Source organism: Streptomyces sp. NPDC057623, from assembly GCF_042800355.1.
Taxonomy (GTDB): Bacteria; Actinomycetota; Actinomycetes; order Streptomycetales; family Streptomycetaceae; genus Streptomyces.
This window is the reverse complement of sequence record NZ_JBHVGZ010000062.1, coordinates 36,337-60,218: the sequence shown is the minus strand read 5'-3', so window position 1 is coordinate 60,218 and position 23,882 is coordinate 36,337. Positions and strand designations below refer to the sequence as shown.

The 23,882-nt window shown below is 71.2% G+C and carries 14 protein-coding genes and 1 pseudogene; all 15 read left to right on the top strand.

Annotated features, from left to right (window positions below):
* Window positions 1–238, top strand: a pseudogene (locus tag ACFU95_RS39610) (hypothetical protein); the annotation flags it as partial.
* A 33-nt stretch (window positions 239–271) separates the two neighbouring features.
* Window positions 272–1,204 (top strand): Pvc16 family protein, encoded by a 933-nt coding sequence (locus tag ACFU95_RS39605; RefSeq protein ID WP_383838837.1) that lies wholly within the window; start codon window positions 272–274, stop codon window positions 1,202–1,204.
* 33 nt (window positions 1,205–1,237) lie between these two features.
* Complete coding sequence (locus tag ACFU95_RS39600; protein WP_383838835.1) at window positions 1,238–3,235, top strand: ATP-binding protein; 1,998 nt, start codon at window positions 1,238–1,240, stop codon at window positions 3,233–3,235.
* Complete coding sequence (locus ACFU95_RS39595; RefSeq protein ID WP_383838832.1) at window positions 3,226–3,546, top strand: hypothetical protein; 321 nt, start codon at window positions 3,226–3,228, stop codon at window positions 3,544–3,546. Before ACFU95_RS39600 ends, ACFU95_RS39595 begins: the two co-directional genes overlap by 10 nt.
* Window positions 3,543–10,439 (top strand): DUF4157 domain-containing protein, encoded by a 6,897-nt coding sequence (locus tag ACFU95_RS39590; RefSeq protein WP_383838829.1) that lies wholly within the window; start codon window positions 3,543–3,545, stop codon window positions 10,437–10,439. The genes ACFU95_RS39595 and ACFU95_RS39590 overlap by 4 nt, the downstream gene beginning before the upstream one ends.
* A 29-nt stretch (window positions 10,440–10,468) precedes the next feature.
* Window positions 10,469–11,143 carry a hypothetical protein gene (locus tag ACFU95_RS39585; protein ID WP_383838826.1) on the top strand — a complete coding sequence of 225 codons (675 nt, stop codon included), beginning with the start codon at window positions 10,469–10,471 and terminating at the stop codon, window positions 11,141–11,143.
* Window positions 11,140–11,856, top strand: a complete 717-nt coding sequence (locus ACFU95_RS39580; protein WP_383838823.1) for a hypothetical protein — start codon at window positions 11,140–11,142, stop codon at window positions 11,854–11,856. The genes ACFU95_RS39585 and ACFU95_RS39580 overlap by 4 nt, the downstream gene beginning before the upstream one ends.
* Before the next feature lie 10 nt (window positions 11,857–11,866).
* Window positions 11,867–12,250 (top strand): hypothetical protein, encoded by a 384-nt coding sequence (locus ACFU95_RS39575; RefSeq protein WP_383838820.1) that lies wholly within the window; start codon window positions 11,867–11,869, stop codon window positions 12,248–12,250.
* The gene (locus ACFU95_RS39570) at window positions 12,243–13,382 is read left to right on the top strand and encodes a hypothetical protein (protein ID WP_383838818.1); all 1,140 of its coding nucleotides are present in this window, start codon (window positions 12,243–12,245) and stop codon (window positions 13,380–13,382) included. The genes ACFU95_RS39575 and ACFU95_RS39570 overlap by 8 nt, the downstream gene beginning before the upstream one ends.
* A gap of 60 nt (window positions 13,383–13,442) precedes the next feature.
* Window positions 13,443–13,979, top strand: coding sequence for a phage baseplate assembly protein V (locus ACFU95_RS39565; protein ID WP_383838815.1), 537 nt, complete (start codon window positions 13,443–13,445; stop codon window positions 13,977–13,979).
* Between the two features lie 41 nt (window positions 13,980–14,020).
* The gene (locus ACFU95_RS39560) at window positions 14,021–14,356 is read left to right on the top strand and encodes a hypothetical protein (RefSeq protein ID WP_383838812.1); all 336 of its coding nucleotides are present in this window, start codon (window positions 14,021–14,023) and stop codon (window positions 14,354–14,356) included.
* Window positions 14,353–14,748 (top strand): GPW/gp25 family protein, encoded by a 396-nt coding sequence (locus ACFU95_RS39555; protein WP_383838809.1) that lies wholly within the window; start codon window positions 14,353–14,355, stop codon window positions 14,746–14,748. The genes ACFU95_RS39560 and ACFU95_RS39555 overlap by 4 nt, the downstream gene beginning before the upstream one ends.
* Window positions 14,745–17,861, top strand: a complete 3,117-nt coding sequence (locus ACFU95_RS39550; RefSeq protein ID WP_383838806.1) for a putative baseplate assembly protein — start codon at window positions 14,745–14,747, stop codon at window positions 17,859–17,861. The genes ACFU95_RS39555 and ACFU95_RS39550 overlap by 4 nt, the downstream gene beginning before the upstream one ends.
* The gene (locus ACFU95_RS39545; protein WP_383838803.1) at window positions 17,858–21,667 is read left to right on the top strand and encodes a putative baseplate assembly protein; all 3,810 of its coding nucleotides are present in this window, start codon (window positions 17,858–17,860) and stop codon (window positions 21,665–21,667) included. Before ACFU95_RS39550 ends, ACFU95_RS39545 begins: the two co-directional genes overlap by 4 nt.
* Window positions 21,667–23,853: a hypothetical protein gene (locus ACFU95_RS39540; RefSeq protein WP_383838800.1), complete on the top strand. Its 2,187-nt coding sequence runs from the start codon at window positions 21,667–21,669 to the stop codon at window positions 23,851–23,853. Before ACFU95_RS39545 ends, ACFU95_RS39540 begins: the two co-directional genes overlap by 1 nt.
* Window positions 23,854–23,882: the final 29 nt, after the last annotated feature.

The window sequence follows — 23,882 nt, the reverse complement described above, 5'->3', positions numbered from 1 at the left end:
GTCCGCGGCGCTGCGCCCCAGCGCCGCGGACACGGCGGCAGCCCGGGACGCCGTACGGCAGGCCGCCGCGCGGCGCCCCTCGCGGACGCCCGAGCAGGTGGTGCAGGTACAGATCGGGCGACTGGAGGTGACGGCCGGACCGTCACCGTCCGGCGGCGCCCGCAAGCGCACGACGCCCACGGAGCGACCGGGCGCGACCTTGAGCCTGGCCGACTATCTGGCGCGCGGGCGGGAGTGACATGACAGACCGAGGAACCGAGGAACCGACGCCATGAGCAACGCACTCGCCATCGCCCATGTCACCCAGGCCCTCGCCCTGCTGCTCGCGTCCAACGTGGGCCCGGAGTTCGACGAGGCCGTCAAGGTGGAGCCGCACAAGCCGCCGACGGAACCGCCGGACTACCCCACCCTGAACGTGTTCCTCTACCAGGTCACGCCCAACACCTCGATGCGGGGCAACGACCTGCCGACCCGTGCCTCCGACGGCACGCTGGTGAAGCGGCCGGCCGCCGCGCTGGACCTGCACTACCTCATCAGCGCGTACGGCGACGAGACGACCCTGGTCGGGCAGCGGCTGATCGGCTCCGTGGTGCGAACCCTGCACGAGACCCCGATTCTGCCGAAGGACGTCATCGAGGAGACCGGCCAACTCCCGCACCTGGCGGGCAGCGACCTCGCGGAGGCGGCGCAGCGGGTGCGGTTCACGCCCACGGTGATGGACATCGACGAGACGTCGAAGCTGTGGGGGATGCTGCACCAGACGCCGTACGCCCTGTCGGTGGTCTACCAGGCGGCACTCGTCTTCATCGAGGGCCGCGAGACCCCGGTTCCGGCGAAGCCGGTGGAGCGGCTCACGGCGCGCGTGCTCCCGTTCGGGGCACCCGGGGCGCCGGTGCCGCCGACCGGCGGGGCGCAGGCCACGCCGGACGGTGAGAGCGGTGCGCCGGCTCCCGAGCCCGCTCCCGCGGACAGCGGGGCTACGGCCAAGGCACCCGCGACGGCTTCGGCCAAGGAGCCCGCGAAAGCCGTGGCCAAGGCGCCGGCGAAGGCTGTGGGCAAGGCCCCTGCCCGCGCCCGGAAGGAGGCACGGCCGAGCAAGGCGGCGCAGACGGCCAGGCCCGCGCGTGGCGCGGCGAAGAGCACGGGTGCCGCGCCTTCCTCGGACTCCTCGTCGGCAGGTGGCCCCGAGGGCGCGGAGAGCTGAGGCGGCATGGGGACGACGGGGGCAGGCGAGGACATGGGGACGCATCGCACGGGTGCCGCGAACGCACCGGGCGGCAGCCCGACGCTGACCGCGGAGATCCGGCGCGTCCTGGCCCGTGTCGACGCCCACGCGGCGCGCGCGGCCGAGACGGACTCGGCAGCCGAGCCCGATGACGACTCCCGCGGTCGGGACACCGCCGTCGACCATGTACAGGACCTGGCGGCCCCCGCGGCGGGCCCCCTCGACGCGCTCGTCACCTGCTTCGGCCTCACGGCCTTCGAACGGGACCTCGTACTCCTCACCGCCGCGTACGAGCTGGACCCGACGACCGCCGCCCGGTGCGCGGCAGCGAGCGGTGACCCGGAGCGGGCGTACCCCACCTTCTCGCTCGCCCTGGCCGCCCTCGCCGAACCGCACTGGAGTGCCCTCACGCCCGTGGCACCGCTGCGGCGCTGGCGCATGCTGGAGTTGGACGACGCGTCGCGCCTGACGCTGTCCCGGTTGCGGCTCGACGAGCGCATCCTGCACTTCCTGCTGGGCTCGCCCTACCTGGACGCCCGGCTGCACGGCCAGCTGCGCCGCACGCCGGTGCCGGACGAACTGCCGCCGTCGTACGACCTGGCCGCGAGCCGGATCGCCGCCGGCTGGACCGGCGCCGGGCGCGCGCAGGCGCCGCTGCTCGTGGAGGTGGTCGGCGGTGATCTGCCCAGCCGGGCCGAGATCGCCGCCGCGGCGGCCGCGCGGTCCGGGCTCGGGCTGTACACGATGAGCGCCGAGGACATCCCCACGGACGCGGCGGAACGCGACCTGCTCGCCCGGCTGTGGCAGCGAGAAGCGATCCTGCTGCCCGCCGCGCTGCTCGTCGAGGTCGGCGAGCTCGACCGTGACCAGCACGCGGCCACCGACGCGTTCCTGACCGGGGCCGCTGTGCCCCTGGTCGTGTCGAGCGGCGCCCCGCGGCAGTCGGACCGGCCGCACGGCGAGCGGGTGGCCGTGCCGCACCTGGACGACGAGGAGCAACTCGGCCTGTGGGTGGGCGCTTTCCGGGACGTCGTCGACATCGAGGAGGGCGAACTGCGATCGCTGATCGCCCAGTTCCAGCTGCCGCCGCACGTCGTACGGTCCGCCGCCGCCACGGTACGCCGTGATCTGCCGGGCGAGGACGATCTCGACGCCGCCCAACTCGCCTGGCGGGCCGGGCTGAACGAGGCCCGGATCGGAATGGACGAACTGGGCCGCCGTATCGAGCCCGGGGCGGGCTGGGCCGATCTCGTCCTGCACGAGCGGCAGACGAGCGTACTGCGGGAGATCGTCGCGCATGTGCGGCAGCGGGCCACCGTCCACCAGGAGTGGGGGTTCGCGGCGACGCTGCGTCGCGGCCTCGGCGTCACCGCTCTGTTCGCGGGCGGCTCCGGCACCGGCAAGACCCTGGCCGCCGAGGTCATGGCCAAGGAGCTGGGCCTGGATCTGTTCATCATCGACCTGTCGCAGGTGGTCAGCAAGTACATCGGCGAGACGGAGAAGAACCTCCGCAAGGTCTTCGACGCCGCCGAACGCGGCGGCGCCCTCCTGCTCTTCGACGAGGCCGACGCGCTCTTCGGCAAGCGCAGCGAGGTGAAGGACAGCCACGACCGGTACGCCAACCTCGAGGTCAGCTATCTGCTGATGCGGATGGAGGCCTACCGCGGCCTCGCCATCCTCACCACCAACATGAAGAAGGCCCTGGACACGGCCTTCATGCGCCGCATCCGCTTCGTCGTCGACTTCCCCTTCCCGGCCGAGCACGAGCGGGCGGAGATCTGGCGCCGGGTGCTGCCGGCACAGACCCCGACGAAGGGCATCGACCCCGGGCTTCTCGCCCAACTCACCGTCGCGGGCGGCTCGATCCGCAACATCGCCCTGTCCGGCGCGTTCCTCGCCGCCGAGGAGGGCGACCGGCTGCAGATGCGGCACATGCTCGCTGCGGCCCGCACCGAATACGTCAAACTGGAACGCTCCTTGACTCCGCCGGAGGTCCGCGGATGGGTGTGAACGGGCCACACCGGGAGAGCGGGGCCGGTCGTCCCGAGCCGCGCGAGATCCACGTCGACATCGGCGAGCTGGTCCTGGACGGCTTCGGCCCGTCCGTGGACCCGCGGCGCGTATCGGCGTCGTTCCAGCGGGAGTTGACCCGTCTCGTACGGGAACACGGCGTGCCGCTGGCCGCGGACGGCGCCGTGTCGGTGGACGGGGTGTCGGGGCTGCCCCCGATGCCCGCCGGGCTGTCCGCGCGCCGCCTCGGCCAGGAGCTGGCCCGCGCGGTGCACGCGGGGCTCTCGGGCCGTGGGGAGGTGACCCGATGACGTCCTCCGCCGCTCAGGACTCCCAGGCCGCCGAGCAGGCCGCCGCCGAACGCCGCCGCAAACGGAAGGAGCGCGCGGCGAAGAACCGCGCGCCCGAGCCGAAGGACATCGTCAGCGGGGCCGGGCAGCCGCTGGACACCGGTGTGCGCCGGGAGCTGGAGGAGCAGCTCGGCCACGACCTGGGCTCCGTGCGCCTGCACACCGACCGCGACGCGCACGCTCTCACCGGCATGCTCGGCGCGGACGCGGTGGCGGTGGGCCAGGACATCTTCTTCGGCGAGGGTCAGTACCACCCGGGCACGGCGCAGGGCCGCGCCCTGCTCGCGCATGAACTGCTGCACACGATCCAACACCCCTTCGCCAGCGGCACGTTGGCGGCCGGCCGCGACCTGGGCCAGGTCAGCGCGCCGCACCAGGCGGCCGAGCGCGCCGCCGAGGACACCGCCCAGGCCGTGGCGCGCGGCGAGCAGGCACCCGAGGTCGCCCCGGAGGCCAACACCCCGGCGTGGATGCGCTTCACCACCGTCCACGCCGACCGCAACCGGCTGGAGCACCTCGACCCCGCCACGCTGGTCGACCGACTCGCCAACACGGTCATCCGGTCGCTCCGTACCGACCCGAAAGACAGCACGCAGCGCGTCCGCGCCTCCCTGGCCCCGCTCTCGGAGGAGCTGCAGGAGCGCGTACTGGACCGCCTTGAGCACCGGCTGCTCACCTCCGAGCACGACTTCGTGGTGGACCTGGTCACGGAGATCGACGAGGACGGCCGGGCGGAGAGCGAGGCCACCGCCCGACAGCGCGGCCTGCTCGCTCCGGAGGTCGAGGAGGACACCGCCGAGGATGTACAGGCGGAGCGGGACAAGGAGCAGGAGGCCACCCAGGAGGAGCAGCGGCGCACCGAGCGGACGGGGCCCGCTCCCGGCCCGGAGAAGCAGTCCGTGGACGAGGCCGGGGACACCGCTCTCGCCGCGGGCAGTACGCCGGAGAACGCGGGCGGCACCATCCCGCAGGGCGGCACTCCGGGCGCGGACTCCGGGAAGGCGGAGGAGGAGCAGGAGTCCGACCCTCGGACGGGTGGAGACGCGTCCAGCACCAAGGGGGACGGCGAGCAGCCCACCTCGCCCGCCGCACAGTCGGAGCAGAAGCCGGGGCAGCACGAGGCCGCCGCCGGCGGGAACACCGGTGCGCAGGCCACCGGGAAGCAGGGCGAGAAGTCCGGTGCGGAGAAGAGCGGACAGCAAGGGCAGCAGGGGCAGCAGCAGGACAAGGGGAAGCAGGGCGGCGGGAAGGACGGCGACCGGGCAGGGGCGAAGCAGGCCGAGGAGAAGGCCAAGAAGGAAGCCGGCCAGGAGGAGGCGGCGGGCCCGCGCGCCGACGCCGAGGACGAGGCCGCCAAGGCACGCGAGAGCGCTGCCGCGAGCGAGGCGGCCAAGCAGGACGCGGCGGGTCGCGAAGAGGGCACCCCCGATGTCGCGGGCAAGGCCGACGGGTTCCCCGGTCGTACCAGCACGCTGGACGGGGCCCGCGCCCAGGACCAGGAGGGCGAGGAGGAGAAGGAGGAGTCCGCCCCTCAGGGCGGTGACTCCGAGGTCGAGGTCGGCGGCGGGGAGGAGAGCGCCTGGGACATCGAACTCAGGCCGGAGGACTTCCTTCCCGAGCAGGACCTCGACCTGTCGAACGTTGCGACCTCGGAGCAGATCGACGAGTCTGCCGGGAACTCCGCCCCGCCCACCCCCACCTTTCCCGCGCCGCCGCCGACCAGGGCCGAGAAGGTGCAGGCGCGGCGGGAGCAGGAGGACCAGGAGGACGCCGAGCGCGAGGCGGCGGCGGAGAAGGACGACCCGGGCACCGACGACTCCCCGCCCGTGCCGGGCGCCGAGGAGGAGGCGGCGGAGCAGAGCCGCCGTACGGAGAGCGAGCTCGACCCCGAGGAGAGGAACGAGCCGAAGCCCGCGCCGGGCGTCGCCTCCAAGGACCCCAAGCAGGGCGACGACCCCAAGGCGGGTCCGGTCGCCGCCGAGGCCAACACGCAGGCCGCCAAGGACCGTTCGAAGGAGACCGGCGGCGGTACGGCCGAGCAGGCCGCCAAGGACGAGAAGGGCACGCCCACCGCGGGCGGGCCGGGCGACAAGGCGTCCGGCGGCGACAAGGACTCCGCGCAGTCCCGGTCCGACACCTCGGCCAAGGAGTCCCCGTCGGGCACCGCCAAGACGGGCGCCGAGGGGGAGAAGGCGGCCTCCACCGAGGGCGTCACGGGAGCGGCGAAGGCCGAGGAGTCCCCAGGCCCACAGGAGTCGAAGGGGCCCAAGGACCAGGTCGGGAGCGGCACTTCGGACGGGTCCGCGTCCGGCGGCGGGACGACCGACTCCGACAGCTCGGCCGATACGGGTACGACACCGTCGTCAGGCTCGACCTCCAGCCAGTCTTCGGGCAGTGACAACTCCGGCTCGGACACGCAGAGTTCAGGCTCGCGTACGGAGTCCCGCTCGTCCTCCCGTACGGAGAAGCCGGGCCCGAGGGCCCAGGAAGCGCGGACGGAAAAGCCGAAGGAGCAGGCTCCGCAGCCGGAGAGCAAGGCGGACAGCGGGGCCGATTCAGGGGGCGGGGCCGACTCCGGCTCCCGGGCCACTCCCGCGCCGGCCCGCGGCGGTGGCGCCCCGAAGGGCGGCTCCACGGGTGGGGGCAAGGGCTCCGCGGCCAAGGCGAAAAAGGCGTCCAAGGCGGCGCCGGACCTTTCCGGCGGCACCCCCGAGGAGGGCCTTTCCGCCGCGTCGAACCTCAAGCCGCACCAGGCCGTCGAGGCGATGGACAGCGTCGGCGGCGCCGTGGACAAGGACGTCGGCAAGGAACACAAGCAGCTGGCGTCCAAGCCGCCCGCCATGGACCGTCCCACCGGCGCCCCGAAGACCCTGCACGGCAAGCCGGGTGCCGAGGAAGCGGCACAGTACAACGAGGACAAGGCCGAGCGCGCCGAGGACGCCAAGGACGAGAAGGCCGAGGTCAAGGGCGAGAAGAAGCCGGAAGGCAAGATCGACGCCGAGGAGATGGAGGAGCCGGACTTCTTCGACCAGGTCGGGATGATGGTGGGCTACGCCATCGGCGGGATCGGCGACTGGCTCGGCTTCGATGTGACGGCGGAGGACCTGGCCGCGCAGTTCGCCGGGATGCCCACCAAGGACGAGGCCATGAAGGAGGCACAGAACGGCACCGCGCCGGGCGTCGACATGAAGGGCCAGGCCGACGACAAGACCGAGGAGCAGGGCGGCAACACCGACGACAAGAGCCAGGAGGCCGCCGAGACCGGCGCCGACGACGCCGGTCGCGGGATGGGCGAGGACCAAGTCTACCCGGACGCGCCGAAGGAACGGCTCGAAGGGAAGGTGCCGGCCGAGCAGGGTGGCAAGTCGCGTGTGGGCGGGGGCGGTGCGGGCACCGGCGCCGTACCACCCGAGGCGGCCTCGGAAGTGGCCGAGCACGAGCGCAAGCCGCAGTTCAAGAAGGCGCTCAGTGACGGCCGCCAGGACATGGGCAAGGGCCGGGAGAAGAAGACCCAGGACACCCGCACGTCCCAGGACAAGCACAAGCGGCAGGTCGACAAGGAAGTCCAGTCCAACACCAAGGAGCAGACGGGCAAGCGCGAGGGCGTCCTGACCGACGTGGACAAGCAGCGCTCCGACTGGACCAAGGAGCAGGACGAGGAGCTCAAGCAGCTCGGCACGAAGAAGTCCGACCGCGAGAAGAAGATCCGCGACGACGTCAAGAAGGAAGAGGAGGACACCGACAAGGACGTCGGCAAGGAGAAGGAAACCAGCGACAAGGACGTCAAGGACAAGGGCACCAAGGCCGAGGAGGAGGCGGAGAAGAAGAAGGACGAGAAGGTCGACGACTCCAAGGGCTGGTTGTCCAAGACGCTCGACTGGATCAAAGAGAAGTTCATCGAGCTGCGGGACAAGGTCGTCCAGATCATCAAGGACGCCCGCGAGGCGATCGTCGAGGCTCTGAAGAACTTCAAGGAGACGGTCGAGGGCTGGATCAACGCGGCCCGCGAGGGCATCGTCGCGATGATCAAGAAGTTCATCGAGGACCTGATCGAGTTCGTCGTGTCCCTGGTCGCGGCGGTCATCGAAATCGCCCGCCGCATCCGCAAGTTCATCACGGACCTGATCAACGCGGCGCTTGCGTTCGTCACCAAGCTCGCCGCGGCGCTGAAGCAGATCATGAAGGATCTGCTGGAGTCCATCGCGAAGCTGCTCAGCGACATCCTGAACGTCCTGAAGAAGATGCTTCTCGACGTCCTCAAGGCCTGCAAGGACGCCCTCAAGGCGGTCCTCGACTTCGCGACGAAGTTCATCGCCGCCTTCGGCGAGTTCATGATGATCCTGGTCGACATCCTGTCCGACCCCGGCGGCTGGCTGAGCGGCGCGAAGAACTCCGCGTACGACGGCGCGAAGAACCACCTCTTCAACGAGGTCAAGAGCGCCGTGAAGCAGTGGTTCAACGACAAGGTCAAGGAGATCACCGGCCTGACCGAAGCCGTCTGGAACAAGCTCATGAAGGGCGGCTGGACCCTAGAGAAGATCGCCAAGGAGGTGTGGGACGCGATCGTCCCCCAACTCCCCTTCATCATCGGCGAGATCGTCATCACCAAGGTCCTGGCCAAGCTGATTCCCGGCGCGGGCTGGGGCGCGGCCATCCTGGAGGCCATCCAGGCCGCGATCGGCTCCCTGGGCGAGATCCTCAAGGCCATCGGCGCCGTCATCACCTGGCTGAAGTCCGTGCGCCAGGGCGGCGCGGGCGTCCTGTTCGCCAAGGCGATCGCGGCGGGCATCGTGGTCCTGCTGGAGATGGCCTACGAGTTGATCCTCAGCGGCATCGGCAAGTACGTGTCGAAGGTGGGCCAGCGGCTGAAGGGTGTCGCCGCGAAGATCGGCAAGGACAAGGGCGGTTCGGGCGGCGACAAGGGCAAGGACGGCGGGGGCGACCCGCCGGCTTCCAACAGGGACAAGCCCTCGTCGACTCCCGAAAAGACGCAGACGCCCCCGGCCAAGGTCACGCCCCCGACGAGGCCCAAGGACACGGGCGGCCCCGGAAAGCCGAAGGACCAGGGCGCGCCCGCCAAGCCCAAGGACCAGGGCGCGCCCGCCAAGCCCAAGGACCAGGACGCACCGGGCAGGCTCCAGGACAAGAAGCCGGCGACGACGAAGCCCGGAGAGCCGAAGGACAAGGACACCGGCGCCCCGTCCCCCAAGCCGACGAACCCCAAGGGCCCCACGAACAAGCCCGGCAAGGACAACGGCAAGCCCGACGACAAGAAGAACAACACCCCGAGTGACACGTCCACGAAGCCGACGCCCCCGACGTCCAAGGACAAGAACGGCAAGCCGAAGGACAAGGACCAGCAGTCGGACAAGGACAAGCAGGACACCAAGCCGACTCCACCGGCGAAGCCCAAGCAGGACCCGGGCAAGAAGGACGGGCCGGACGGCACGAAGAAGGACGAGAACAAGGGCAACGAGGACAAGAGCCCAGACCCCAAGAACAAGCGTCCCGATCCCGACTCCAAGAAGGACCCCTCGGACAACGACAGGCCGGGCAAGAAGGACACCGACGGAGAAGGCCAGGGACGCAAGGACCCCGACAGTGACGGCAAGGACAAGGACGAACCCGGGCGACCGAAGAGCAAGGAAGCAAAGGAGAAGAGAAGGGAAGAGGAAGAGTCCCAGTTGTCCCAGCAGGAACCTCCGCTACCGCGGGTGCGGTTCCGTATGGCGAATGGCGAGGTCCACACTCTCTCCTTCAACGGGCGGAGCAAGAGCGCGGATCTTGAGGTGCACAGTGTCACCCAATCGTTGCGCCTCTTCTTCCAGGCTTGGGGCAACGAAATCGACACCATGCCGGACGGCCCGGAACGAGAACGACAGGAGTGGGCCCTCAACAGGTCCAAGGAACTCCAAGATGGTGTCAACGGACTGCAGGACGGAATGTCGCCAGACAGGTCCAACAAGGCGTCTGGTAAGCGAAGGTTCACAACCGCTACCTCTCCAGCCGAACTGAACCTCCTACGCGGAGAGATGACCAAGCTGGCCGAAGTGATGGCGATCAGGAACGCGAGCGAAGACGACCTCCCCCCGACGATCTTCCCCCCGTTCGCGGACAACGTCCGTGCCCCGAAAGAGACCAAGACGCATTACATCAGCAAGAGCACACCTCGTGGGGAAGAATCGGATGCGCACCGGCCGGGGAATCCGCTGGGCTACAGCACTTCGCTGTATGCGGCCCCGGACTATGTCCTGAGGATGCACCTGCTCACCGAACGGTTCGGCGGTCTCGCCTCCGGATCCAATCTGGTTCCTGCTCCGCTTCGAGTCAACAACAACTTCAAGAGCGAGGTGGAGGAACCCGCAGACAACGCACGTCTGGGCGACCGGAAAATGATCTGGTACAAGACGGTGGTCAATTTTCATTCCGCACCGTTTGATAATTTCCCGCAACTCATCACCAGCAGCTGGAACTTCTACTATCCCAAAAACGGGAATACCTGGAAGGAGATGCCCGAAGTGGCAGGGGGGAAGAAGCGCCACTCCGAAGTCATCCCGCCTCCTTCGGGCGCAGCGCGCAAGGTTCGAGTGAATGACGTGCGTGAGTCTCCGGCGTACATTATGGAGAAATTCAAGGCGACCCCGGGGTACGTCACCGCACTGAGAAAGTTGGCAGCCGAACGGGACTCCACTGGAATCGGTGATCTGATTGCCAGGCTAAGGCAGTACGAGGGGAAGCCGGCGCCGGGCTCAGGAATCACGTATCCGCCGAAGACCGGGCGCCCGCTGGATGATTTCGAACGGGTCATCAAGGAAATCGAGAACCAGGAAAAACTTGGTAATATCGATTACTGAGGAGTCGCCAAGGAGGAAAGGTGAGGAAAGTGACAGAATTCGAAGAGAATCTGGTGGCGATGCTGGATGAGCTGAGGGGCGCTCCTGGTGTCGAGGTGGACATCGACAATCAGGGTGATATCGCCGACGAGTTCGGCGATGCCGACAGCGCCTTCCAGCTGGTCGCCGACTGGTTCGACATGCCTTTGCGCCCGTCGCTGCAGCGCTGCTACATGCGCTTCTCGCAATTCTGGTGCCACTGGCGATACGAGGCCGAAGGCGTGGCCTTCCCCGGCGAAATGCGCATGTCCTATCTGCTTGCCGCCCTGGGCACGCCCATCCCACCACTGGCCGGCGCCAGTTCCTCGACGTCCGAGCGGCAACTCTACGAACAACTGCGAGTTCTGGACGATCGTCCAGAAAGCGGCACGGGAGCCCTGGCGGCCATCAGGCTTCAGCCAAGCGTGGACAGCCCGGAAATCTGGTATTACGACCCGGCGCGCGGGACCTTCAAGATGGATGTCGACTACTGCCAGTATCTCGACGCGATCCTGGTCACCAAGGGCACCTCCGGATGGCAGTACCTCTTCACTGAAGCGCCGCTTGCATCCCGTGAGTTCGTGGGGCCCGTCACCAATCTGAAGTCCATGCTCGAAGTCTTTCCCGAAGTATTTCCCGCACACGACTACGAGCCCCTTCGGCAGCGACTTTCGGAGCGCTTGTGACCAGGTATCAGGACATCCCCAAACCCATCCGCTCCGGAATAGTCGTCGTCAACCCCGACACCGGCACCCCCCAGCGGATCATCGTCCTCCAGTTCAACCCGGACACCCTGGAGCGCAGCGTCGCCCCCCAGACGGCCGGGGCCGGCGGGGACTCCGGCAGTGGTGGCACCGGTACTGGTGACCGCAACGAAGCCCTCCGCCTCAAGGGCCCCGCCCAGGAGACCTGGAAGTTCACCGCCGAGATCGACGCCACCGACCAGTTCGAGGTCGCCGCCCCCGACGGCATCCACCCCCAGCTCGCGACCCTGGAAATGCTGGTGCAGCCGACCACCGCCCAGCTCCGTGCCGCGATGAAGCTCTCCCAGAAGGGCGCCATCGAGATCAGCCCGATCGAGATGCCGCTCACCCTGTTCACCTGGGGGAGCAAGCGGGTCATGCCGGTCAGGCTCACCGAACTCTCCGTGAACGAGTCCGCCTTCGACGTGAACCTCAACCCGATCCGCGCCTCCCTCAGCATCGGCATGAAGATCCTCACCGTCAGCGACCTCCCCGCAGGTCACCGCGGCGCCGACCTCTACATGGCGCACCTCGCCCAGAAGGAACGCCTCGCCGCAGCCGCACGCGGCGGCAGCCTCGGCTCGCTCGGGCTCGGCGGAGGCGGATTCGGAACCGGAACCGGAGCCGGAAACAACGTCGTGATCGGAAGGGGCTGAGCAGAACACCATGGCCGACATCGAGCCGTACGAGAACGCCCTGGACGCCATCCCGGGCGCTCACCCCTACCCGCGCACCAGCCGTTACCACGACGCCGAGATCGGCATCCATCGCCGCCCCGACGGCACCGAAGTCCGGTACACCAAGCGCCGGTTGCTGCCCCCGCTCGACCAGACCCCCGACGGCGACCTCACCCAGCCCCACACCGTCGGCGCCGGTGAGCGCCCCGACCTGCTCGCGCAGCGCTACTTCGGCGACCCCGCCCAGTGGTGGCAGATCGCCGACGCCAACCCCGTACTCGACCCACGGGAGTTGACCGACGAGGCGGGCCGTGTCATCGACATCCCGCTCGCCGGCGGGTTCCCGGGCGGCAGGGGAGACCGGCGTGTTTGATCTGCCCGTGGGGCAGGGCCCCGTCCACATCACGCTCCTCATGGGGCCCAAGCTCGCCCGGCCCGTACCGGCCGAGGTGACCGAGGCCCTGCTGTCCGCGCAGATCACCGCCACCGCGGGAGAGCGCAGCGGCTTCCAGCTCGCGTTCGACCTCACCAAGAACGGCATCATCAGCCGACGGTTGCTGCCCGAGGGGTTTTTCGATCCCAAGACCCGGCTCATCGTCAGCGTCACCGTCCGCGGCACCTCCGCCGTCCTCTTCGACGGGCTCGTCGTCCGCCACGAGGTCGGCGCCAGCAACCAGCCCGGCCACTCCACCCTCACCGTCACCGGCGAGGACCTGACGCTGCTCATGGACCTGGAGGAGCGCACCGCCAGGTACCCGAACCTGCCGCCGTCCGAGCGCGTGCTCGCCATCGTCCGGCGGTACTCCGAATACGGCATCCGTCCCGACGTCTACCAGGAGAAGGTGGCCCAACCGCCCCACCAGGACCTCCGCGTGCACTACCAGACGAGCACCGATCTCCAGTACGTCACCGAACTCGCCCGCGCCAACGGATACACCTTCTACCTGGAACCCGGCCCCAACCCCGGTCAGTCCTCCGCCCGTTGGGGACCGGAGATACGCCTCGGCATCCGTCAGCACGCCCTCAACGTCAACATGGACGCCAACTCCACCGTCGACCAGCTGACGTTCGCCTACGACGGCACCGCGCGCGAAGAGCCGCAGGCCCGCTGGCAGAACCCGCTGACCCGGCAGTCGGACCTGCTTCCGCAGCCGTCCATCAGCCCGCTGCGCCCGCCACTGGGCAAGCGGCCGACCCCCGCCCTGAAGCGCAGGACCCTCTCCGGCACCGCCAAGCACCAACGCGAGCAGGCCGAGGCCGAGCTCCTCGCGCGCGCCGCCGTGTCCGCCGACGTCGTCTCCGGCTCCGGCTCGCTCGACGTCATCCGGCACGGCTACATCCTCCAGCCCCGCCAGCTCGTCGGCGTACGCGGCTCGGGACGGGCGTACGACGGCGACTACTTCGTCAAGTCCGTCACGCACAACCTGCGTCCGGGCTCCTACCAGCAGAACTTCACCCTCTCCAGGGAGGGACTGGAAGCACGCAGCGACCACGTCCGGCCCTGACCCGTCCGGCGCCGACACCCGCACCACCCCCGCGTCCCATCAACCAGGAGCAACCCCACCATGGCGGCACCCAGCAATCGCTACCTCGGCAAGTTCCGCGGCCGGGTCGTCAACAACGACGACCCGCTGCGCATCGGCCGGATCACCGTCGAGGTCCCGGACGTCCTCGGCGACGAGCCGTCGACGTGGGCGCTGCCCTGCCTGCCGTTCACCGGGCCCGAGTCGGGGCAGTTCGTGGTGCCGCCGCCGGGGGCGGGCGTATGGGTGGAGTTCGAGCAGGGGGATCCCAGTTTCCCGGTGTGGACCGGGTGCTGGTACGGGGCCGCCGAGGAGCTGCCGCCCGACGCGCGCCGCGAACTCCAGGCCAACTCGCCCAACAAGCCCGTCGTCGTACAGACGCCGCAGGCACACAAGCTCGTCATGAACGACACGCCCGGCGCCGAGCAGGGGATTCTGCTCCAGGCCCAGGGCGGCGCATACATCCGTATCACCAAGGAGGCCGTGGTCATCTCGACCGGCGCGGGCGCCGAAATCCTGCTGCGCGGCAACGAAGTGACCATCAACGAGGGCCAGTTGACCGTGCTCTCCAGGCGATGAAAGCGATGAGATCGACGAAGGAAGACGGGGGACCGAGAACCATGTCCGGGAGTCTGCTCGACGCAGGTGCCGTGATCGGCTGTCCGCACGGCGGCCGTGCCGCGCCCGCCACCACACCCTCCGGCGGCGTACGCCTCGCGGGCGCCGCCGTCGCCACAGCCGCGCACAGCTATGTGATCACCGGCTGCCCGCACACCGTGCACGGCGTGCCCTCGCCGTGCGTGACGGTCCGCTGGAGCGCCGACAGCTCCGGCATCACCGTCGACGGCGCGCCCGTGCTGCTCGACACCTCCGCGGCCGAGTGCTTCAGCGCGGCCCTCGTGCCGCAGGGACCGGCCGTCGTCCAGGCCGCGCAGCGAAAGGTCACCGTCCGATGAGTCCCACCAGCCGGGGAACCAGGCCCCGTTCCGACATCGCCTTCCCCTTCCGCGCCGACCGCCGCGGCCGTACCGCGCACGCCACCCACGGCGAACACGTCCACGACCTCATCGAGCAGCTGCTGTTCACCAGCCCCGGCGAGCGCGTGATGCGCCCCGACTTCGGCTGCGGGCTCCTCGACCTGGTCTTCGCCCCGACCAGCCCCGAGCTGATCAGCACCCTCGAACTCTCCGTGCAGGCCTCGCTGCAGCGCTGGCTCGGCGACCTCATCGACGTGGAGGCCCTCGACGTGATCAGCGAGGACAACGTCGTGCGCGTGTACCTGGCATACGTCGTACGCGCCGACGGCGCTCGACGCGACGACGTCTTCGAAGGGAGGGCCACGGCATGACCGGCACCACCGCCACCTCCCGCCGGGCCAAGGTCCGCGCCGCCCAGCTGGGCGGTGTCGACGCCGTCGAGGTGAGTGACGACGGCCTGCTCCTCACCGTCACCTTCCTCGGCAAGGCCCCGCACGGCCTCGGCCCCGAGAACGTCCGCATCGACGGCGGCCGCCGGATCACCGGCATCACCGCGGTGGACGTCAGCGTGGAGCGCGAGGAGGACCCCGAGCTCGACGACCGGCTCTACGTCACCCTCGACCAGGCCGGCGACACCTCCCGCTACCGGCTCTCCCTCGTCGAGACCGACCCGTACGGCCGCCCCGGCACCGAGCCCTTCCGCGGCTTCGACCAGCGCTACCACAGCGCCACCTTCGTCTTCCGGCCCGACTGCCCCACGCCCTTCGACTGCAAGGACGACGAGCCGGAGCAGCCGGGCTTCCCCGCCGCGCCCGTCGTCGACTACACCGCCCGCGACTACGACACCATCCGCAAGCTGCTCCTGGACCGGCTCGCGCTCACCACGCCCGACTGGGCCGAGCGCAACCCCGCCGACCTGGGGGTGGCCCTCGTCGAGCTGCTCGCGTACACCGGCGACCAGATCAGCTACCAGCAGGACGCCGTCGCCACCGAGGCCTACCTCGACACCGCCCGCCGCCGCGTCTCCGTACGCCGGCACGTCCGGCTCATCGACTACGCGATGCACGACGGGTGCGCGGCGCGTGCCTACGTCGCCGTGGAGACCGCCGGTGACCACACGCTCGCGCCGGGCACCTACCGCTTCGCCTCCGTCGACGTCCGCACCCTCGACCCGCACGACCGGCCCGAGCCCGGCACGGTCATCGACGAGGCCGACCTCGGCGACCTCGACGAGCGCGGCTCGGTGGAGGTCTTCGAACCGGTCGTCACCGCCGACCCGCTGGAGCTGCGCGTCGCCCACAACGCGATCCGGCTGTGGAGCTGGGGCGGCGAGGTGTGCACCCTGCCGAAGGGCGCCACCTGCGCCACCCTGCGCGACGCGTGGGTCGACCCGGAGACCTGCCGGGACCGCCGCCTCGATCTGAAGCCCGGCGACGTGCTCGTCCTGGAGGAGGTCAAGGGCCCGCGCACCGGCACCCCCGGCGACGCCGACCCGAGCCACCGCCAGGCCGTCCGCCTCACCTCCGTCACCCCGGCCGTGGACCGCATCGAGGACCAGCCGGTCCTGGAGGTCACCTGGGCCACCGAGGACGCCCTGCGCTTCCCGCTCTGCCTCACCACCCGCGGCGGCCGCGACTGCCTGCCCGTCGAGGACGTCACCCTCGCCCGCGGCAACGTCGTCCTCGTCGACCACGGCCGCACCCTGCACGGGCTCCCCGAGACGTTCACCGTCCCGCAGGCCCCCGCCGAGGTCGCCCCCTGCGACCCTCCCGCGTTCGGCTGCCCCGACCGCGACGAGGGCAACGCCCCCGCCCGGCTCATCAACTCCCTCACGGACCGGGCGGAATCCGGCGATTCCCTCACCCCCGACGACATCCGCGAACTCTTCGAGGTCGTCGGCGAGTCGGCCACCAACCGCGCCGGACTCGGCCTGGAACGCGCAGGTCAGCACCATGAGCGCGTCGTGCCCGGCACGGCGTACGCCCAGGCCGGCGCCCTGCGCACCCTGCTCGCCCAGTCCGTCTACCCGGGCATCCGGCCCCGCTTTCGTCCCGTCCTCGGTCGCGCGCCCGTCGCGCAGACGGTGCCGTTCCCCGAGCCGGCCACCGTCGCCGCCGGACAGGCCGAGCGGATCGCCGCGATCCCGGGACGGGTCCGGCAGCGGCTCGTCGAGCTGTGGCGCAGCGCCCGCGACCGGGACGGACTCTCCGAGCAGGAGATCGCCGAACTCACCGTGATCTACGGCCTGAGGATCCTGGAGCACATCGAACTGCACCGCCATCCCGTCCGCGCCCTGCGTGAACTCCTGCACCGCAGCGACCGGTTGCTCGACGCCAAACTGCGCCGCGTCGAGGTCCTCACGGCACGCGCCCGCGCGGGCACCGTGCTCGACGGGCACATCGCCTGGGAGATCGCCCACAGCTGGGGCCCCGCCTACGCGACCGGACTGCACCCCGACGAGACGGTGCTGCGCGGCTCCGCGACCGACGCGCTGGCCCAGGACCCGCGGCACGCCCTGCCCGCCGTACGCGTCGACGAGGGCGGGACCTCGGTGTGGGAACCGCGCCGCGACCTGCTCGACAGCGGCCCCCGCGACCGGCACTTCGTCGGCGAGCTCGAGGACGACGGCCGTGTCGCCCTGCGCTTCGGCGACGGACGGCACGGCGCCCAGCCGAAGCCCGGATCCCGGCTCGCGCTGCACTACCGCCTCGGCGGCGGCACGGCCGGCAACGTCGGCGCGGAGGCCATCAACCACCTCGTCGTCCAGTCCGACTGCGAGCCGCCGCCCGCCGCGGCGGTACGCAACCCGCTGCCGGCCGTCGGCGGCACGGCACCCGAACCCGTAGAGCAGGTACGCCAGTTGGCCCCGCTCGACCTGCGCCGCACCCGGCTGCGCGCGGTCACCGCCGAGGACTACGCGGCCCTCGCCACCGCCCTGCCCGGCGTCCAGCGGGCGGCGGCGGAGCTGCGCTGGACCGGCAGCGTGCGAGAGGCGCACATCGCGATCGACGCCCACGGCACCGGTGTCCCGTCGGCCGAGCTGCTCGCCTCGGTCGCCCAGTCCCTGGAGTCGTACCGGCGCATCGGCCACGACCTCGTGGTCGGCGCGGCGCGCCTCGTCCCGCTGGACATCGCGCTGAGCGTGTGCGCCAGGCCCGGCCACCAGCACGGGCAGATCCTGGCCGAGCTGTACCGCGTCCTGGGCAACGGCCGCCTCGCGGACGGGCGCCTCGGCTTCTTCCACCCGGACGCGCTGACCTTCGGCGAACCCGTGCGGCTCAGCCGTCTGGTCGCCGTCGCGGCCGCGGTCCCCGGCGTGGAGAGCGTCCAGGTCACCGGACTGCGCAGGGTGTTCGAGCCGGACCGAGGAGAGAAGGAGGACGGCGTGCTGCGGCTCGGCCCGTTGGAGATCGCCACCTGCGACAACGACCCGGACCGGCCGGAGAACGGCCGGCTGGCGATTTCCCTGGGAGGTGCCCGATGACCGGGGTCCCGATGACCGAGAGCACGAGCACCGACGAGTGCGCCTGCGGCGGCGCCTGCCGCGGCGGCCACGACGAGCGTCTCGCTCCGGCTCCGGTGCACAACCCGCCCGGCCGCACGGCCCTCGACTACCGCGTCGGCGAGTACGGCTCCTTCCTGGCCGCCCTGCTCGACCGCCTCGCCTCACCGGCCTATCCGGCCCTGAACGGCCTCACCGTGCGCACCCCGGACGACCCGGCGATCGGCCTCCTCGACGCCACCGCCGTCCTCGGTGACCTGCTCACCTTCCACTCCGAGCGCATCGCCGACGAGGCCTACATCCGCACGGCCAACGAGCACCGCTCGCTGGTCCTGCTCGGCCGTCTCGTCGGCCACCGCCCGCGCCCCGGCGTCGCCGCCGCCACGCACCTGGCGTACACGCTGGAACGCGACCCGCGCGCCGAGGCGCTGGCGGTGCTGATCCCGCGCGGGGCCCGCAGCCACAGCGTGCCCGCCTCGGCCGACGAGCAGTCCCTGACCTTCGAGACGAGCCGTGACCTGACGGCCCGCTGGGACTGGAACGAGCTGAAGGTACGCCGCCGGTGCCCCTCCCTCATCACTCCCGCGGACCTGGAACGCCGCTCCGAGCTCTTCGTCCAGGGCACCGCGAACTCGCTCCGGACCGGCGACCAGTTGCTCTTCGTCTTCGGCGAACAGGCGGGCGGCGACCGCAGGCTGCTGCCCGTCGCCAGGGCGCGGGTCGACCGGGAGGACGAGATCACCGCGATCTCCCTGCCGAAGTCGGCCCCGCCGACCCTGAAGGAACTCCTCGACGAGGTGCGGCGCTGGACAGCCGCCCCCGCGGCCCCGGGGGAGCCCGGCGACGAGCCCCCGACGCCGGAGGTCCCCAACCCGCGCCCGGTCAGCCGGCTGATCGAGGACTTCGAGGACCAGGTCCTGGCACCCCTGCGGGACGACCTGGACGGCATCAAGACCCCCGAGCGGCTCGCGGCCCGCCTCGCGGAACCCCACGCGCGGCTGGGTGAGGCACAGGTGCTGGCCGAGCCCTACGAGGACGTGGCGGCGTGGTTCGGGCAGCTGGCGGCGGTGCTCGGTGAACTCGCCGAGCGGGCACTGGAGTTGGCGCCCGCACAGAACGCCCAGGACGAGCCGGCGGTGCGGAACGCGCAGGAGGGCGAACAGGCCCGGCAGACGGGTGCCGACCCCCGCGCGGCCGCCCTCCGCACCCTGGGCGCCGTGCTCCCCGCCCTGCGCGGAGCGACCCCCGCTCCCCGCGGCGGCACCGGCTCCCAGCTGCCGGGCGGCGACACCGCGCGCCTGCTCGCCGCCCTGAACCCCCGGCTCGGCACCCTCTATCCGGCGTGGCGGAAGGCCGCCGCGGCCGGCACCCCGCAGCTCCTGCGCGAACTGCTCGCCATGCGGGTCACCGCCGCCCCCTTCGGTGCCACGGCCCCGCTCAAGCCGGTCCAGGACGACCGCGGCCGGGTCATCCGCACCGCCGACTGGCCGCTCACCGGCGCCGTGCTGGCGAGCATGCGCGTCGTCTACGACACGTCGGGCAGGACCCCGGTCCGGGCCGAGTTCCAGTACGTCGAGGGCAGCAGCTCCGACCAGCGCGCCGAGAACCTGCCCGTCCTCCAGCCGCTGACCTTCCCGCTCGGCACGGGCCAGGTCGAGCTGTCGGTGCGCTCCGGCCAGGACCGCGACCTCAACTGGCTCAACCGGCGCCCTTCCGACTCCCAGGAGCCCGGCGTCACGGCCCGGCTCCTGTCGGGCCTGCCCGAACGCACCCTCTTCGTGTCCCGGCCGGACGACGAGGGCCTGGTCCACGTCGGCGTCCACAACGGCACCTCCGAGCAGATCGCCCTGCGGCCGAACACGAGCGAGCAGTTCACCCACGGCGAGTACGAGGTGAGCCTCAAGTACACGGTGGGCACCACCGAGCCCAACGTCGAGGTCGTCATCGCCAGCAAGCCCGAGCCGCTCAACCGCCGTGTCCTCCAGCTGGACACGGTCCACACCGGCATCACGGTCGGCAGCTGGGTCGCGGTCCAGCGCCCCGCCAAGGGCAGCCAGGGCGGTGTGCCGGGCGGTGCCGAGCTGGCGTTCGTCACCACCCAGGTCGTGGCGGCTCGTACGGCGGCGTACACCAACTACGGCATCACCGGACGCGGCACCGAACTCACCCTCGCCGAACCGTGGTTGGACGAGTTCGACGTCCTGCTCTCGCACATCCGCGACACCACCGTCCACGCGGCCGGCGAAGCCCTCCGCCTCGCCGACGAACCGCTCGGCGAGGACGTCCACGGCAACGAGATCGAACTCGCCGAGCTGTACGACGGACTGCGCCCCGGCCGCACCCTCGTCGTCACCGGGGAACGCGGCGACATCCCCGGCACGGCGGGCGTACCGGCCACCGAGGTCGTCACCGTCGCCGCCGCCGACCCGGCCGTCGACCCCCGGCTGCCCGGCGACCACGTCCACACCAGGCTCACCCTGACCGCCGACCTGGCCCACCGCTACCGGCGCGAGACCGTCAGGATCCTCGGCAACGTCGTCGAGGCCACCCACGGCGAGAGCCGCGAGGAGGCCATCGGCAGCGGTGACTCGGACCGGGTGAACCAGACGTTCGCGCTGTGGCAGTCCCCGCTGACCTGGCTCGCCGACGACAACCCCCTCGGGGCCACACCGGTGCTGGAGCTCCGGGTCGACGGCGTCCTGTGGCACGAGGTCGACAGCCTCGCGGGCCGCGGCCCGGGCGAGCCGGTCTACATCACCGGCTCCACCGCCGACGGCCGCACGACGGTCACCTTCGGCGACGGAATCAACGGCGCCCGGCTGCCCTCCGGCCACGAGAACATCCGCGCCCGCTACCGCTTCGGCACCGGCAAGGCCGCCAACGTCGCCGCCGACCGCGTCACCCAGCCCCTCACCCGGCCGCTCGGCGTCAGCCAGGTGACCAACCCGCGCCCGGCCAAGGGCGGCGCGGACGCGGACGGCCCCGGCCTGACCCGCCGCACGGTCCCCCTCGCGGTGTCGGCGCTGGACCGTCTGGTCTCCGCGTCCGACTACGAGGACTTCGCCCGCTCCCGCGCCGGCATCGGCCGGGCCGCCGCGCGCGAACTCTTCGACGGACGGCGACGCGTGCTGCACGTGACGGTCGCGGGCACCGACGACGTGCCCATCGACGGCGACTCGGACACCCTCAGGGCCCTGCGCGGAGCGCTGAGCGAGTACGGGGACCTCAACCTCACGGTCCGGGTGGACGTGCGGGAACTGGTCCTCCTGCTCGTCGCGGCCAAGGTGAAGGTGGCCGAGGACCACGCCTGGGAGACCGTCGAACCCCGGCTGCGGCAGGCACTGCTCCGCCGACTCGGCTACGAGGGAAGGGAACTGGGCCGGCCCGCCCGCCTCTCGGACGTCCTGGCCACGGCCCACTCCGTGCCCGGCGTCGACTACGTGGACGTCGACGTCTTCACCGGCGTCCCCGCGTCCGCCACGCCGGAGGAGCTCACCGCGATCCTCACCGACCCCGGACCGCCCAGGGCATCGGTACCGGCGCGTGAGGCGACGTACGACGAGAAGATCCACACGGTGCGCGCCGCGAACGGCGAGACACTGTCGGAGATCTGCGCGAAGTACGGCGTCCCGCTCGCCGAACTCCTGCGCCTCAACCCCGACATCACCGACACACGGCGCCTGGCCAAGGGCCGTTCGGTGTTCGTCCTCCGCGGAATCCGCCCGGCCCAGCTTGCGCTGCTGTCGCCTAGGGCCGCGGACACCCTGATTCTGACGGAGGCCAAGTGATGTCCCCGGACGCCCAGTTGGAGACGATCGCCCCGGCGAGCACGTCCAGGGAACCCGACGGACTCGCCGCCCTGCTGCCCCGCTGGCACCTGCTGCGCGACGCCGAGGAGGGCGAGGCGCTGCGCGCGCTGCTCGCGGTGATCGCCGAGCAGCTCGACCGGGTCCGCGACGGTGTCCAGCAGGGCTACGAGGACCTGTTCGTGGAGACGGCGGCGCCCTGGGTGCTGCCGTACCTCGGCGACCTGGTCGGCTACCGCACCCTGCCCGGCTACGAGCGCGTCCTCACGACCGGCCTGCACGAAGGCGGCCGCGCAGCCCTCGCCGAGGCCGTCGCCCCGCGCGCCGACGTGGCCGCGACAGTCGCGAGCCGCCGCCGCAAGGGCACCCTTCACCTCCTGGAGGAACTCTCCGACCAGGTCACCGGCTGGCCCGCCCGCGCCGTCGAGCTGTCCCGGCAGGTCTCCCACACCCAGCCCGTGAAGCTGTACGGCGACACCGCAGTCCACCGCGGCCGGCGCGGCCGTCTCGTCGACCTGCGCGACAACTCCGCCCTCGACCTCGCGGGCGGCCCCTTCGGCGCCACGGCCCGCACGGTCGACGTTCGCCGCGCCAACTCCCGTCATCGACAGGGTGGTTGGACCCCGGCCGGGGTCGCGCTCTTCGTCTGGCGGCTGAAGGCCCACGCGCTCACCCAGTCCCCGGCGTACTGCATCGACCGCGCCCGCAACCTGTACACCTTCTCGATCCTGGGCAACGACACCCCGCTGGTCACCAAGCCGTTCCCGGAGCCGTCGCCCACGCACATCGCGACCATCGACAACGTCCCGGCGTTCATCACCCGCCGCCAACTGCACGACCGGCTCGCCGACCACTACGGCCCCGGCAAGAGCCTCGTCATCCGGCGCGACGGCGAGGACCAGCCCGTACCGCCGTCGGACATCGTGGTCGCCGACCTCTCGGACTGGCGCTACCGGCCGAAGCGCGGCCAGGTCGCCGTCGACCCGGAGCTCGGGCGCATCGCGTTCGGGTCGAGATCGGCGCCCCGGCAGGGCGTCTGGGTGGACTACCACCACGCCTTCGCCGCGGACATGGGCGGCGGCGAGTACGACCGCCAGGACCGCGAGCCGCGTCCCGGGGCCGAGGTCTACCGGGTGGGCCCCGGGCACCCGTACCGCCAGATCATGGACGCCTACCGGGCCTGGCAGCACGACCGCCGTGCCGACCGGACCGGCCCCGACGGCGTCATCGAGATCACGCACAGCGGCGCCTACCAGGAGCAGCTGGACTTCGACCTCGACCCCGGCGACCGCCTCGAAGTGCGGGCCGCCGAGGGCACCCGGCCGGTGATACGGCTGCTCGACTGGTACAGCAACCGCCCCGACGCCCTCAACATCCGTGCGGTGTCGGAGGACTGCGCCCCGCACGAGCGTCCGCGCATCGTCCTGGACGGCCTGCTGGTCGCCGGACGCGGCATCAACGTCACCGGCCCGATGGGCGCCGTCGTCGTACGGCACTCCACGCTCGTCCCCGGCTGGTCGCTGGAGCCCGAGTGCGACCCGCACTCGCCGGAGGAGCCCAGCATCGTCCTGGAGCGCACCACCGCGTGCCTCCAGGTCGAGCACAGCATCCTCGGCACGATCGAGGTCATCGGCGACGAGGTGAGCGAGGACCCCCTCGACATCCACCTGCGCGACAGCATCCTCGACGCCACGGGCAGCGACCGCGAGGCCCTGTCGGCCCCGGACTGCCGGCACGCCCACGCCGTACTGCACCTGCACCGCACCACCGTGATCGGCGAGATCCACACGCACGCCGTGAAGATCGCCGAGAACTCGGTCCTCACCGGCCGGCTCCACGTGGCCCGGCGCGGGATCGGCTGCCTGCGGTACTCGTACGTTCCGGCGGGGTCGCGCACCCCGCGCCGGTACCGCTGCCAGCCCGACCTGGCCGGTCCCGAACAGGCCGGTCGCGTACGGCCGTTGTTCACCTCCGAGCGCTACGGGACGCCCTGGTACGGGCTGCTCGCCGACAGGTGCGCCGAGGAGATCCGGCGCGGGTCCGACGACGGCGCCGAGATGGGCGCCTTCCACGACCTGTACCGGCCGCAGCGCGAGGACGGCCTCAGGGCACGGCTCGCGGAGTACACCCCGGCGGGCACGGACGCCGGGATCTTCTTCGTGACATGAACCGCGACGTGAGCGGCACCCACCGACTT